The following is a 14,142-nucleotide window of genomic DNA, read 5'->3' as shown; positions in this document are numbered from 1 at the left end:
GCGAGGGGCGCGACTGAACTTCTGTCATGCAAAGTTCACAAATCGCTGCTAACGCAAAAAAAATCAGCAACGGCACAGGCCGTTGCTGATCGGGGTTGCAGGTCGTTGTAAGCGTGGCTTACAGCGGACGACCGATGGCGTTGCACACGCTGGTGTTACCGATGCTCAGGCCGTTGGACGCGGTGACGAAGGTCTCGCGTACAGCGGTTTTCCAAGCGGTTGGCAGGGGTACGAAGCGGTTGTTGGTGATAGCGGTGTCGTTGTTGATGGCGTTGCCGTAGTGGCGGTTGAAGAACGCGCGCACTTGGGTGGTTTGGGTCGCGTCGGCGTAGCACTGGCTGAAGATCAGGTTAGTGAAGCCCAGGATCGGGTAGCCGGTGGTTGGGTAAGGCACAACGCTTGGGTCGGTAGCATCGACACCGAACGCTGGCACCCAGCGGTTCTGATCGCCACGGTTGGCCACGGCAGGCGGGGTGACGGCAGCGATGGCGGCCGACACGTTGGCAGGCGCAGGCGAAACACCGGCGATCGTGGCGACTTTGGTGGCGTCATCCAGACCGGCCAACGTGGCCGCGGCGTAGTCCGGGCTCATGTAGGTCACGCGGCTGTCGGCAGCGTTGAGGGTGCTCATCACACCTTCGCTGGTGTCGGCGTAGAAGCCACCGGCAGGGTTAGCCTGTTGCAGCGGGCTGATCTGGGTACCGCGCAGGCCCAGGGAGAAGCTCTTTTTGTATTCCTGGGTGATCGCAAAGGTGCCGCCTTCCAGCGACGGGTTGCACTTGGCGTTCAGGAAACGGGTGAACAACTCGGAGGTGCCGCTCTTGCCGTCACGGTAAACCACGGTGATTGCGCCGGTACGGCCCGAACCGATGACCTGATCCCACGTGGTGTAGCGGCCGGAGAACACGCCGCACAGCTGGTCAACACTGAGGTTCAGTGCAGCACCGGCCTTGTTGAACGGGATAGCGACCGAAGTGGCCACCGAAGGCACCTGGATCAACTTGCCCCAAGCCGCTGCGTGGGCAGTGGCGTAGTCGTTCAATTCAGTGGTGGTGAGCTTGGCGTCGCTGCCGGCCCAGTGCACGTTCTTATTGGTCACGCCAGCCACGAACTTGGTGTAGTCGTTGGTCAGGAAGGCCGCCTTACCGTTGCCGCTGCCCACGCCGATGTAGGGGGCGAAGCCGGTGGTGAGTACACCAGCGGTTTGATACAGCGGTTGTGGCAGGGTTGCGCCGCCGCCGTTGATGTCAGCCAGTGCAGCCTGGGCCGAGCACAGTGCAGCGAGGGTCATGGATACCGCGAGAACGTTGCGCTTAAACATGAAGAAGCTCCTTTCGTCGTGTTTGTACGTTTGGGGTAGATGGCTCTTGCATGACGCCATGGCTTCGGTCCCAAGCCGTGTAGAAGGGGGGTGGCCAGGGGTGAAAACCATGGAGAGAAAGTCGCAGTTTCCGATGACGTTTGTGGGAAAAAACCTCGGGAGGAAATGCTTGATTTTTAAAAAGATTCTCGGGTGTTTTGGTCATGGTTTTGGGTGGTTTGGGGGGAGATGACAGCGGGGTTTCAGCGAGCGCTGCTGGAGGCCACGCAGGGGGTGAGATGTGACGGAATGAGGAACCCGAGGTTGGTCGGGAGCCCGGAGATATCACTGAAAAACGTAGATCCCATGTGGGAGCAAGCCCCCTCCCACATTTAGGTAACGAGTTGGTTGATCTCGATGATCGGCAGCAGAACAGCCATGACGATCACCAACACCACCGCCCCCATCACCACAATCATCAGCGGCTCAAGCAAGGCCGTCATGCCCATGGCGCGCCGCTCGATATCGCGGGACAGGGTCTGCGCCGCGCGCTCCAGCATCGGCGGCAACGAACCGGTTTTTTCGCCGCTGGCGATCAGGTGGATCAGCACCGGCGGGAACACTTTCTCCACCGCCAGCGCGGGCGCCAGGTTGACGCCTTCGCGCACTTTGGCGGTGGCGTCAGTGACGCATTGGTCGAGCCGGTCGTTGGACAAGGTCTGGCGCGCCGCTTCCAGGGCCCGCAGCAACGGCACCCCGGCACCGCCGAGGATCGCCAAGGTAGAAGCGAATCGCGCCGTGTTCAAACCCAGCACAAATCGCCCAATCAACGGCAGGCGCAACACCCGGCTGTGCCAGTTCAAACGCGCCACCGGGTTGCGCAGGTACAAGCGCCAGCTCCAGAAACCACCAACGATTCCGGCAAAACACAACCAACCCCAGGCACGGATAAAGTCGCTGGCATTGAGCATGGCCAGGGTCAGCCCTGGCAGGTCCTGGCGCGCCTGGGAAAACGCGCTGACTACTTGGGGCACTACATAGCTGAGCAAGAAAATCACGATGCCGATAGACACCAAACCCACCACACCGGGGTAGATAAACGCAGTGAGGATCTTGCCCCGCAGGTTGTTGCGCTCCTCGATGTAATCCGCCAGGCGCTCCATCACCTGGGCCAGGTCACCGGACTCCTCCCCTGCTGCGATCAACGCGCGGTAGATCGACGGGAAGTCCCGTGGCCGTGCGGCCAACGCATCCGCCAGGCGCATGCCGCCGCGCACATCGGCGCGCACTGCGCTCAGGGTCTGGGCGATGTGTTTTTTCTCGGCCTGCTCCACCGTCGCGCTCAGCGCAGCCTCCAGCGGCAGGCTGGCGCCCAGCAGGCTGGCCAACTGGCGCGTGGCCCAGGCCAGGTCGTTGTCCGACAGCTTGGCGCTGAACAGGCTGGCGCTGCCGGCCGTGGGTTGATTGCCTTCGAGCTGCACCAGCAACGCCGTCAGCCCACGACTGCGCAGGTTGGCGAACGCCGCACTCTGGCTGTCGGCCTCCACATGCCCGGCCTCGACTTTGCCGCTGGCATCGGCGGCCTCATAGCGATAGCGATTCATCAGGCGTCCCGTGTCACGCGCAGGATTTCTTCGGGCGCGGTGGCGCCGCTGCGTACCCAGCGCTCGCCGTCTTCACGCATGCTGAACATCCCCGCACGGCGGGCCGCCACGCGCAGGTCCTGCTCGTTGGCACCCTGGTGGATCAGGCTGCGCACATCGTCGTCGACGCAGAACAGCTCATGGATACCGGTACGCCCGCTGTAGCCGATCCCGTTGCACTGCGCGCAACCCACCGGGCGCCAAGTGCCGGGGGCTGCCGGGTCTTCTTGCTTGCAATGGGGGCACAGGCGGCGCACCAGGCGCTGGGCCAATACCCCCAACAACGACGACGCCAACAGAAACGGCTCGACCCCCATATCGATCAGCCGGTTGACCGCCGACACCGCATCGTTGGTGTGCAGGGTTGCCAGCACCAAGTGACCGGTGAGCGAGGCCTGCACGGCGATTTGCGCGGTCTCAAGATCGCGGATTTCGCCGATCATGATGATGTCCGGGTCCTGGCGCAGGATCGCGCGCAAGGCCAGACCGAAAGTCATGTCGATCTTGGCGTTGACCTGGATCTGGCTGATACCCGGCAGGTCGTATTCCACCGGGTCTTCCACGGTGAGGATATTGCTGGTGCTAGCGTCCAACCGCGCCAACGCCGCGTACAGGCTGGTGGTCTTGCCACTGCCGGTGGGTCCGGTGACCAGCACGATGCCGTGGGGCTGGCGGATCAACGTATCGAGGCGCGCCAACAGTTGCGGCTCCATGCCGAGGGTTTCCAGTTGCAGACGCCCGGCTTGTTTGTCCAGCAAGCGCATCACCACTCGCTCGCCATGCCCGGTGGGCACCGTGGACACCCGAATATCAATCGGCCGCCCCGCTACGCGCAAGGCAATACGGCCATCCTGGGGCAGGCGTTTTTCGGCGATATCGAGCTGGGCCATGATCTTGATGCGCGACACCAGCGCGCCGTGCAATGCCTTGCGTGGCGACACGACGTCGCGCAAGGTGCCGTCGACGCGGTAGCGCACGACGGAGTGGGTTTCGTAGGGTTCGATGTGGATGTCGCTGGCTTCGTCACGGGCGGCCTGGGTGAGCAAGGCGTTGATCATGCGGATCACCGGGGCGCCGTCCTGGGTGTCCAGCAGGTCGGTGACTTCGGGCATGTCTTGCATCAGGCGGTCGAGGTCGACTTCGTTTTCGGCGGCGCCGACGACAGCGGCGGCGCTGCCGGTGTCGGCGTAGGCGCTGGTGAGCAGGCCGTCTAGCTCGTCATCGCGGACGTGTTCGATGTTCGACTGGCCGAACTGGCGGTGGACTTCGCTGATGGACCAGCCGGGGGTTGAGGGGCACACCGTGAGTAGCATGCCCTCGCTGCCGGGGCGCAGGAGGATGCGTTGGGATTTGGCCCAGGCGTAGGGCAATAGGCTCATGGGGTTGGCCCTGCTTGTATGGGTACATATCCGTTATTTGGGTAACGGCTGATATTGGTTTCGCCCTTACGGCGAGTCACTTTGGAAAAGCCCCAAAGTAACCAAAGGGCTCTTGCCCCAACACTCGGTACCTCGCCTAGGCTCGGTATGCCCGTAATTCGACATGGATTTGGGGGGCCGCCGCCACGCGCCATCCATGGCGCGGGGCGGCTAAACCGGCATCCCTGCCGGTTTACCCCCCAAATCCATGCCGAATTCCGGCCAGCGTGTTTAACGGGGCGCCTCAGATCAAAAGCGAGCCGCGGCGGCCTGGTAGCCGACCGGGTCTCTGGGGCGCACGCGCTTCCCTGTGGGAGCCGGGCTTGCCCGCGATGGTGGTTAACGATAACGCGGGAGACCCGATTCAATGCGGCGCCCTCAAGGTCTTCGCGAGCAAGCCCGCTCCCACATTTGAGCGGCGGTCGACAGACAATATCGGTCGGCTATAAGGCCGCCGCGCTTTGGCTTTTGATCTGAGGCGCCCCGTTAAACCACGCTGGCCGAACGCAGGCTTGAATCCGTGGGTAACCCGGCAGGACGCCGGGTTAGCCGCACTGGGCCATGGATGGCCCATTGCGGCGGCCCACGGATTCAAGCCGGAGTGAGGGCACACCGAGCCTAGGCGAGGTGCCGAGTGGTGGGGCGAGGACCTTTTGGTTACTTTTGGGTCCTTCCAAAAGTGACCCGCTGTAAGAGCGGAACCATAAGCCGCCGTTACCCAAATAACGGATATGCCCCCAATCATTGCGGCACCGCCCGAATCACCGCCCGAGGCCCCAACGACTGAGGAATAGCCTTATCCACCGAAGGCAACTGCGGCGCCTGCACATCCGGCATCGCCCAACTACGCTCCGGCTGCAACCCACCCTGGGCCCGACGCATAAACTCATACCGATTCAACGTAATACTGCGCCCCGCCCCACTGTCACGAATGATATAGGGCCGCAAAAACACCATCAGGTTGGTCTTGCTCACACTGCGCTTTTCATTGCGAAACAACGCCCCCAACCCCGGAATATCCGACAACCACGGCACCGCATCATTGCTCTGGCTGTAGCCATCCTGCAGCAAGCCGCCCAACACCATGATCTGACCGTCATCCAGCAGGATGCTGGTATCGATCGCCCGCTTGTTGGTCACCGTACCCGCCTCCACCGAGGCCCGCGTGTCCACGCTGCTGACCTCCTGGTAAATATCCAGCTTCACCGTGCCACCCTCGGAAATCTGCGGCCGCACATTCAATTTCAGCCCCACTTCCTCACGCTGCACGGTCTGGAACGGGTTGTTGCTGGTGCCCCCGCCGCCCGTCACATAACTGCCGGTGACAAACGGAATGGTCTGGCCCACAAAGATGCTCGCCGCCTCGTTGTCCAGGGTCAGCAGGTTTGGCGTGGACAGCACGTTGGTACCGCCCTTGCTCTTCAAGGCGCGGGCCAGCACCTTGAGGTCGAGCACTTTACCGATCCCCGGAATGTCCACCGTGCCGTTGACCAGGCCGATATTCAGGCCCTTGGGCAGCACATCAATGCTGGTGGGGCTGGTGGGCGTGCCGACAACCCCGGTGCCGCCCAGGTTGACGCCACCAAACCCACCCTTGCCCGCCAGGTTGCCGGCCTGCCATTGCACGCCGAACTCGGTGGCATCGTCTTCGCCCACTTCAACGATCAGGCTTTCTATCACCACCTGGGCGCGGCGTTGGTCGAGCATGTCGATCACTTCCCGCAGATTGCGGTACAGCGGGTCTGGCGCGGAGATCAGCAGGGTGTTGGTAGTGGCGTCGGCCTGGATGGTCACGCCGCCGGCGCTGAAGGCGGTGTCTTGGTCCTTGCTGTTGGTGCCGGTGGAAGGGGTGTTCTGGTTGTAGCCCGATTGCACCCCACTGCCGGTGGGCGTACCGCTGCTGTTGAGTGTGCTGCTGGTGCCTTGGGTGGTTTTATCGGTGCCGCCCATGGCACTGAGCTTGCCCCGCGCATCGTCGCTGACACCCGCGTCGCTCTCGCCGGTGAGCAAACCGCGCAACGACTGGGCCAACTTGCCCGCCTGGGCGTTGCGCAGGTACACCACGTGCATATTGCTGGGGTTGCTCTGGGCGTTGTCGAGTTTGTAGATCAGGTTGCGTGCCAGCTCCGTACGCTCGGGGCTGCCGGAACGGATGATGATCGAATTGGAGCGCGGGTCGCCCACCACGTTGATCTTTTGCGTCTGGTCGGCGCCCTGGGTCTCCAGCAGTTCGCCGACCATGGCCGCGATGTCCACGGCAATGCCGTTCTGCACCTTCACCACGTCGGTGTCGATGGCGCTGGGGGTGTCGATACCGCTGATGATCTGCGCCACCCGCGCGAGGTTTTCCGCATAGTCGGTGATGACGATGCTGTTGTTACCGGGGTAGGCGTTGATCGGATTGTTGGGTGACACGATGGGGCGCAGCACCGGGATCAGGTTCACGGCGTTTTCATATTGCAGGCGGAAGGTGCGGGTCTGCATGCCGCTGCTGCCGGCGCTGTAGATCGGCCCGCCAAGCAACTTGGCATCGGCCTCCGGCACCACCTGGGCCACGCCGCCCACGTCCACCACGCTGAAACCCTGCATGCGCAAGGCCGCCAACAACATGTCGTAAGCCTGGTGCGCCGGAACCTGGCCTTCGCTGACCAGGGTCAGGTTGCCCTTCACCCGTGGGTCCACCAGGAACTGCTGGCCGGTGGCGCGGGACAGTGCGCGCACCACCGCCTGGATATCCGCATCGACGAAGTTGAGCTGTACCGGCTGGTCCCCCAACGGGTTGCGCGCCTTCACGACGGCCGGGGCAGAGCCACGGGCGCTGTTGGTCACGCGGTGTTGTACTGGCGGTTGGGGGGCGGGTTCGCGTTGACGGTCCAGCGCGGTATCGCTGCGGCGGGTCTCGGCCAACGGCTGGCCGAGTTCGCTGTCCACCAGCAAAGGCTTAGTGGACGGGTTATTGCTGCATGCGCTCAGGGCCAGTACCAGCAGCGGTGCGGCCAAACGAAAAGGCGGGACTGACCACTTCATGAAGCTTCCTTAGCGCCAAGCGCCTGATCCATGCGAACGGTCCCGGACACAGTGCCGGCCGAGTTATCGACGGCATCCTGGGCACGTTGCAACCGCGCCTCGGACACCTCCAGGGAAAACGAACGAGGGTTGCCCAGCAACCAGTCCACCACGGCATCGGCCGGAGCGTTGTCGAAGGTCAGGCGCCAGCCGCCGGGGGCCTCGGCCTGCAACTGATAACGGCCCTGTAAGCCAGCACCATCAAGGGCTTGGCGCAGCGTCGTGTCATCGGCTGTCTTCGGTGCTGCGACGCCCTGCAACAGCACCTGCAAGGCGGCGGCCTGGGCGCGCAGCTTGGGGGTTTCGGCCTGCCAGTAATCGATCTTTTTCAACGCCGGCTGCACCAGCACCAGCCAAGTCAACAGGCTCGCCAGGACCAGGCCTGCACCGCTCACCATGCGTTTTTCGCGCAGGGCCAGGCCGCCCCAGAACAGCTGGGATTGGTTGCGCATGCGCTGCACTTTATTCATCGCCGGCCCCCGCTTTTACCGGGCCAATGCTCCAGCCATGCTCGTCGCGGCTGGCGCTGAAGCCGGCCTGGGTCAACGCGGTTTGCCAATCGCCCTGCGCCGTCGGGTTACGGCTGTCGGCGAGCAATTCCAGGTGCAGACGCCCTTGCTCAAAGCTCAGGCTGTCGACGCTGGCGACCATAAACGGCAAGTTGCTGCCCACCAGTTGCAGCAGGCTACTGAAACGCTGGCCAGGGTCGGTAGCCGCGCCACTCTGCCGCGCGGCCAGTTGCTGACGCGCCTGCTGCAAGGGGTTGAGCACCACCGGCAATTCGGGAAAGGCCTGGCGCACCTGCTGGCTCATCAACGCCTTGAGCCGTTGGCCTTCATCCACCTGGCGTGCCGCGTACAGGTTGAGGCCGAGGGTCCAGATAGCCGTCGCCAGCGCGAGATACCCCAGCGCCCTGCCCCATCCGCCGCTGGCGGGTTGGCTGAGGCGGCCATGCAAGCCCCAGTTGGGGGTGGGGCCACTCCAGCGCTGTGCCATGTCCACCAACGGCAGGTCCACCAACGGCAGGTCCAACGCCTGCTGTCCCAACGGGTGTACCGCGCCTTGTTGCAGGCTGTCGCGGGTCAACAAATAACCTTCGTCCAACGCCGCCGCGCCCACCGGCAAAGCATAAGGCGCCGGGTACACACCGCGCAGTTTGAGTGGCAGTGCAAACAACCGTTCCAGCCCGGCTTTGGACACCCAGGCCACTTGCACACGCCCATCGCTTTCACGGGGACCGTGGGCCACCTGCATGTGTTCCACCGGGCCTAAGATCAACGCTTGCGCGGCACAGGCCACGGCCGCAGCGGCTTTCGCAGCGGGCAGCGGTGGCAGTTCCAGGCTGGTGAGCAGGCTGTCGCGCGGGTGAAGGAAACAGTCCATCGCGATACGTGCCTTGCTCAAGTGCGCGAGGCTGTCGGTGCCCTCTTCCACCACCACACCACGGTCCAGCCAGGCAAAGCGGACCTGGCTGTCTGCGGTCAGTTGATCCAGAGGCGGCAAGCCAATACGCAGGCGCTTCATACGCCCACCCGCGACCAGATCACCTGGGGCTGGCGCTCTTCGGGCCGATGCAGCAACGCATCAATGGTCACCCGGCGCTGCTCACGCCGAACCTGGCCTTGCACACGAAACCACTCACTGGTGATACCGACCTGCACCGTGTCCACCACCACCTGCGGCAGATGCAACCGGTTGACGAAATCCCCACGGTTGATAAACCACTGCCCACTGTCGCGCTCAGCCACCAAACCATGGGCCTGGGACAGGCTGAGCTGGGGCACGACGGCGCTGAGCACTTCGGCGCTGGCGGTGTTGCCGTTGACCCAGGTAATGCCGGGCAACACGCTCATATACCCTTGCAGGCGCCGCAACAGCAGCGGGTCAAGGCCTTCGATATCGCCCAGGTCGTCCAGGCTGCGCAGCATCGGGTACTTGGCCGGCGGCAGATACGAGGCGACCACCCGCTGGCTGATCCGCCGGCTCACCGCCGGGTCGATCCCCAGCGTGCGACACAGCCGCTCGAACGCCTGCAATTGCTCCACATCCAGTTGCTCGCGATTGACCAGGTTGCGCAAGTTGAACTTGCCCTGTTCGTCGTCAATGCGCCCCTGGAATTCACCACTTTGGGCGCGCGCCCAAGGCTGATCAAGACGGGTCAGCACGTCCTTTTGCCGCGCCTCCCAGAGCATCAACCGGCTACGTTCAAGGCCGCCTTGCAACAGCCATTGGCCCTGGATTCGCAGTTGCTCGGCTTCCAGGCTGCGGGTGAACACGGTCTGGCGCGTGAGCATGCTGCCTGCCAGCACCGCCACCACGGCAGCGATCAGCAAGGCGCTGATAATCGCCATGCCGCGCTGCTTCGCCGCTGTGGGCGAATACCGTTTCATGGCGCGCCTTACAACTGCCAGGAGCCGATATCGGCATTGACGCCATCGCCATCCGGTTGGCCATCGGCGCCCAGGGAGAACACGTCCACCTCACCATTGGCACCGGGGTTCAAGTAGTGATACGGGTTGCCCCAAGGGTCGTTGGGCAAGCGTTCGAGGTAGGCGCGCCAGTTGCTGTTCTTCGCATCTGCCGGGCGCTCCACCAGCACGTTGAGGCCCTGGTTCATGTTCGGGTAGGTGCCGTGGTCGAGCCGATAGAGTTTGAGCGCCTGCATCAACCCGCCGATGTCCTGCTTGGCCGCCGTGGCACGCGCCTGGTCCGGCCGGTCGAGCACTTTTGGCACGACCATCGCCGCCAAAATCCCGAGGATGACCACCACCACCATGATCTCGATCAAGGTGAAGCCACGCTGGCCGCGAGGGCCTGGCAATGGGGACGTTAGGCGCGCGATATCCATCTCGACATTCCTTGGCTTGAGAGCAATTGGAGCCGAAGTGTTGCAAGAACACATGTCAGTCGTATTGAAAATCCTCGGGAGGTTCGGTCGCCAATCGGTCAACTCCCGGCGCTAGTCTGCGGGCCTGTTTCCCGGGTTTGAGAGCGCCATGTACGGCCGTCGCAACGCGCAAGGTTTTACCTTGATTGAAGTGCTGGTGGCGCTGGCGATCATCGCCGTGGCCATGGCCGCCGCCGTGCGCGTGGCCGGGTTGATGACCCAGAGCAACGGGCTGCTGCGGGATAAGTCCATGGCGTTGCTGGCGGCGCAAAGTCGCCTGGCGGAACTGCGCTTGGAAGGCCATTTGCGCAGCGGCAAAAAGACCTTCGATTGCGATCAGGGGCGTTTGAAACTGCGCTGCGAACAAACCATCAACAGCAAGGGCCGCCTGTTTGATGTGACGGTATCGGTGCTGGACGCCAGCCGCGACAACCCGCCGCTGGCGCGGCTGGACACCCAGGTCATGGCCGAGTGAGCAGCGGCAGCGCAGGCCCGTCCGGCAACTTGTCGAGGTTGACGCGAACCTTTTCGCCCGCGTGTTCAATCTCAACCCCGTCGCCTTCAATGGCGGTCAACCGCACGCCAGGGCTGAGGCGCTCACCCAACAAAAAGCTGCGCGGCGGCCCATCGTTCACGCTGAGGATCGCCACCGCACCACGGGCACCGGCCAGCACCCCGGTGACTTTTATCTGCGGGGCCGTCGCCACAGTGGAAAACCACTGCAACGCTGGGTTATCACTGCGCGCCGCCAGCGCCTGGGGCGTGGCTTGGGGCGTGTGGGACTCGGCGGACGTCAGCAACAGCGGCGTCCACACCACCACCCCCGCCAATGCCGCCAGCAAGGCCAGCGCTTGCACGCCATGGGCCGGTGATACACGAAGGGCGAATGCCATGGGGAGGACCTCCTGTTTGTCCGTGGCATTAGCCTACAGGCCAATTCGCACGCTTTTATTTCACAGACTCCCCAGTTCTCCAGGAAGCCAGCGATGAAAGAGCAAGGTTTCACCCTGATCGAACTGATGGTGGTGCTGGTGATCATCGGCATCGCCAGCGCGGCCGTCAGCCTCACCATCAAACCCGACCCCCTGCACCTGCTGCGCAAAGACGCCGACCGCCTCAGCCAACTGCTGCAAGTGGCCCAGTTAGAAGCCCACGCCGATGGCCGGCCCATCACCCTGCGCGCCGATGCCAAGGGGTTTCGGTTCAGTCGCCGCAGTGATGATGGGTTGGGCGTCGAGGTATTCAAAAACGACGACTCACTGCGACCGCGCCTATGGGAAAGCACCCCGATGCAAATCACCCTCGAACCCCGCCAAACCCTGGTGCTCAATGCCGAATGGATCAACCCGCCACTGCGCGTGGTGCTGTCGGACGGGCAGCACAGCCTGAGCCTGCAGCGGGATGGTGCGGGGTTGATGCGCGTGGTGAGCCAGCCATGAACCGCTTTGTGATGAGCGCGCTTGCGAGGGTGAATGGGCTTATTACTGTGGTGAGCGGGCTTGTTGTGGTGAGCGGGCTTGCCCCGCGCTGGGTGGCGAAGCCGCCCCAACAAGGACTCCGCGGTGTTTCAGAAAGACCGCGGCGTATGGTTTTGGGGCCGCTTCGCAGCCCAGCGCGGGGCAAGCCCGCTCACCACAACGAGCCCATTCACCACAACCAAGGGTTCTCAGCTAAAAGATCGCAACAAGGCTTCACCCTGATCGAAGTCATGGTCGCGATCATGCTGATGGCCCTGGTCAGCGTCATCGCCTGGCGCGGGCTCGATAGCGTCACCCGTGCCGATCACCACCTACAGGCGAGCACCGAGCAAACCGAAGTGCTGCTGCGGGCATTGAACCAGATGCAACGGGATATCAGCCTGCGCGCCAGCGTGGAACTGGTTTTACCCGGTACACCGGAAGTCGAAGGGCTGGCGGCGGTAACCGTGCGCAGCTCCGACACCAAAGGCTTTCGCCTAGACATAATCCGCAGCGCCCCGGTTGCGGGGGATGGCCTGCAACGGGTGCGCTGGTGGCTCAAGGGCGATTCGCTGTACCGAGCCGTGGCGCCGGCACGGGATCGCTTCCCGCTGCCAGCGGCGAAGGATGGCGTGGAGGTGTTGACCGGGGTGAGTGACCTGCAAGTCAGGGTCTGGGAGGTGGATAAGGGCTGGAGGCAGTTGAGTGGGAACAGGCGGGAGGAGCCGATGGGGTTGGAGATTGGCTTGGTGCGGGAGACGCCGCAGGGGATGGAGCGGTATCGGCAGGTGGTGGGGCCGTTGAGATAAGAGGCTCAACCTCAGCCTGATTCCTCACAGGCGCCAAGCTGAGGGACCAGTTGGATATCGACACGCCGGTTAGTGCTACGCCCGGCCTCACTTTCATTGCTGGCGATCGGCTGGTTGGCGGCGAAGCCCTGTACCGCGAAACAGCTGTCGGCGATGTCGCCCATTCGTTGCATCCAGTCACGTACAGCGGTGGCGCGGGCATGGGATAAAGCGAGATTACGCTCCAGGGTTCCAGTCGCATCGGTATGCCCGGCGATCACTATCAGCCAGCCCGGCTGGGCTTTGATGCCAACCAACGCGTTGACCAGCACTTTGGTCGAGCCGGGTTTCAGGGTGGCACTGCCCGCCTCGAACAGCGACAGACTGTCCAGTCGTATCGGCTCGGGCATAAGGGGTGCACTGGCTTGATCTGCGAGCCACACCCGCCAAGCGGTCCCTGCGAACGCAGCGATGAGCAGTGTTCCAATCAACAGCCACAGCGCCCGATGCCGCCTATGGGGCTTCACCTGGGGAGGTGGCAGCGTGACAATGGGCGTCACTAGGGTCGGCGCCATTATCCTGATAGGTAGGGTTTCAACCGGCGTAACGCTGCGCTCCAGACGCAGCACCAGGTTGCCCACCTGATAACGCAAAGCATCCAGCGCCAGCAGCGGGCTGGGCAGCACAGATTGCAAGCGCGCCAGTTGAGTGTCCAATTGAATCAGTGCAGGGCCATTGTGCGCCGTGATTGCCAAACTGCGCAGAAGCAGTTGCAGTTGCTCGAACAGCCATTCCAACAGGTCCACACGCACGGACTGCATCGGCGGCCACAGGTGCGCCCATTCGCCGCTCAACGCTTCCAGCAACACCACGCCTTGGGTGATCCCCTCCAGCCCACGGCGCTGACCGCGTGCCAAGGTGTAGAAACACGCGGTTTGCAGATCCCCACCATTTGCCTCGAACAACGCCAGGCAGCCTTGCTCTACCTTGGCCCAGTCCACATCAGGGCGCGCCGGGTGGTTGAGCTTGGCCAGTTCCTTGCGCAACCGTTCAAACTCAGGGAAGCCGCGCGGATCACCGCCGACTCGAATACGCATCTCAAATAACGCCGTCATCGGTCTGCCTCGGGGGTTATCGGCTCATGAATTGGATAGGTAGTTCTGTCGCTTCAAATGGCGCACCAGCGCTTTGCCCTCGGGTGCCAGAGTGGCGCCGAAGCTGACGTGCTGCCCATCCTGGAGTTGCACGTCGAGGGCATATTCCAGATGCCCCGGCAGCGCCTGGGGCAACAGCTCGATGGAGACTGCCGCCAGGCGCGGTTCGTACTTGAGCAAGGTGGCGGTCATCGTGGTAATCAAACCATGGGCCGTGGCGGGCAGCCCTTGCAGGATCACGCCCATGTCCGGCAGCCCGTAATCCGGCAGGTGGCTGAGGCTGCCTGCGCGGCTGTTGAGGATGCGCCGCAGGTTGTCAAGCACCGACAGGGCATACTGGTCTTCCTCGCTGACGTGATGGAGGTCCAGCTCACCGTCGAAGTTTTGCAGCAGCAGTTCATACAGCGAGGGGTTGTACTCGATCATGGC

General features: G+C 63.2%; 14 protein-coding genes. 3 read left to right on the top strand and 11 right to left on the bottom strand.

Translation table 11 applies throughout. The features are described 5' to 3' along the window. Window positions 1–118: 118 nt before the first annotated feature. From ACLD1Y_RS29050 to gspG, 8 genes are all read right to left on the bottom strand, one after another. Complete coding sequence (locus ACLD1Y_RS29050) at window positions 119–1,321, bottom strand: substrate-binding domain-containing protein (RefSeq protein ID WP_429481107.1); 1,203 nt, start codon at window positions 1,319–1,321, stop codon at window positions 119–121. 371 nt (window positions 1,322–1,692) lie between these two features. Then, a complete protein-coding gene (gene gspF, locus ACLD1Y_RS29045; protein ID WP_429481106.1) occupies window positions 1,693–2,904 on the bottom strand; it encodes a type II secretion system inner membrane protein GspF in 1,212 nt (403 codons plus the stop codon). Beyond that, window positions 2,904–4,322 carry a type II secretion system ATPase GspE gene (gspE, locus tag ACLD1Y_RS29040; RefSeq protein ID WP_429481105.1) on the bottom strand — a complete coding sequence of 473 codons (1,419 nt, stop codon included), beginning with the start codon at window positions 4,320–4,322 and terminating at the stop codon, window positions 2,904–2,906. The genes gspF and gspE overlap by 1 nt, the downstream gene beginning before the upstream one ends. Window positions 4,323–5,102: 780 nt before the next feature. Next, a complete protein-coding gene (gspD, locus tag ACLD1Y_RS29035) occupies window positions 5,103–7,388 on the bottom strand; it encodes a type II secretion system secretin GspD (RefSeq protein ID WP_429481104.1) in 2,286 nt (761 codons plus the stop codon). Further along, window positions 7,385–7,897, bottom strand: coding sequence for a type II secretion system protein GspM (gene gspM, locus ACLD1Y_RS29030; RefSeq protein ID WP_429481103.1), 513 nt, complete (start codon window positions 7,895–7,897; stop codon window positions 7,385–7,387). Before gspM ends, gspD begins: the two co-directional genes overlap by 4 nt. Further along, the gene (gene gspL / locus ACLD1Y_RS29025; RefSeq protein WP_429481102.1) at window positions 7,890–8,951 is read right to left on the bottom strand and encodes a type II secretion system protein GspL; all 1,062 of its coding nucleotides are present in this window, start codon (window positions 8,949–8,951) and stop codon (window positions 7,890–7,892) included. Before gspL ends, gspM begins: the two co-directional genes overlap by 8 nt. Further along, window positions 8,948–9,817, bottom strand: a complete 870-nt coding sequence (gspK, locus tag ACLD1Y_RS29020; protein WP_429481101.1) for a type II secretion system minor pseudopilin GspK — start codon at window positions 9,815–9,817, stop codon at window positions 8,948–8,950. The genes gspL and gspK overlap by 4 nt, the downstream gene beginning before the upstream one ends. An 8-nt stretch (window positions 9,818–9,825) precedes the next feature. Next, window positions 9,826–10,275, bottom strand: coding sequence for a type II secretion system major pseudopilin GspG (gene gspG, locus ACLD1Y_RS29015; RefSeq protein ID WP_429481100.1), 450 nt, complete (start codon window positions 10,273–10,275; stop codon window positions 9,826–9,828). A 148-nt stretch (window positions 10,276–10,423) separates the two neighbouring features. Here gspG and gspI point away from each other — a divergent pair, with 148 nt between their 5' ends. Continuing rightward, the gene (gspI, locus tag ACLD1Y_RS29010) at window positions 10,424–10,789 is read left to right on the top strand and encodes a type II secretion system minor pseudopilin GspI (protein ID WP_429481099.1); all 366 of its coding nucleotides are present in this window, start codon (window positions 10,424–10,426) and stop codon (window positions 10,787–10,789) included. On the opposite strand, the gene ACLD1Y_RS29005 is transcribed toward gspI, so the two are convergent. Further along, window positions 10,776–11,207: a type II secretion system protein N gene (locus ACLD1Y_RS29005; protein ID WP_429481098.1), complete on the bottom strand. Its 432-nt coding sequence runs from the start codon at window positions 11,205–11,207 to the stop codon at window positions 10,776–10,778. The genes gspI and ACLD1Y_RS29005 overlap by 14 nt on opposite strands. Before the next feature lie 93 nt (window positions 11,208–11,300). Here ACLD1Y_RS29005 and ACLD1Y_RS29000 point away from each other — a divergent pair, with 93 nt between their 5' ends. Next, window positions 11,301–11,753, top strand: coding sequence for a prepilin-type N-terminal cleavage/methylation domain-containing protein (locus tag ACLD1Y_RS29000; RefSeq protein WP_429481097.1), 453 nt, complete (start codon window positions 11,301–11,303; stop codon window positions 11,751–11,753). A 206-nt stretch (window positions 11,754–11,959) separates the two neighbouring features. Then, complete coding sequence (locus ACLD1Y_RS28995) at window positions 11,960–12,580, top strand: prepilin-type N-terminal cleavage/methylation domain-containing protein (protein WP_429481113.1); 621 nt, start codon at window positions 11,960–11,962, stop codon at window positions 12,578–12,580. Window positions 12,581–12,591: 11 nt separating this feature from the next. Here ACLD1Y_RS28995 and ACLD1Y_RS28990 read toward each other — a convergent pair whose 3' ends face one another. Both ACLD1Y_RS28990 and tssE read right to left on the bottom strand, forming a co-directional pair. After that, a complete protein-coding gene (locus ACLD1Y_RS28990; RefSeq protein WP_429481096.1) occupies window positions 12,592–13,674 on the bottom strand; it encodes an OmpA family protein in 1,083 nt (360 codons plus the stop codon). A 24-nt stretch (window positions 13,675–13,698) separates the two neighbouring features. Further along, window positions 13,699–14,139, bottom strand: coding sequence for a type VI secretion system baseplate subunit TssE (gene tssE, locus ACLD1Y_RS28985; protein ID WP_429481095.1), 441 nt, complete (start codon window positions 14,137–14,139; stop codon window positions 13,699–13,701). Between the last annotated feature and the right edge of the window lie 3 nt (window positions 14,140–14,142).

It is taken from the genome of Pseudomonas sp. 18175 (assembly GCF_050432925.1).
Lineage (GTDB): Bacteria > Pseudomonadota > Gammaproteobacteria > Pseudomonadales > Pseudomonadaceae > Aquipseudomonas.
This window is presented reverse-complemented; position numbering and strand designations above follow the sequence as displayed.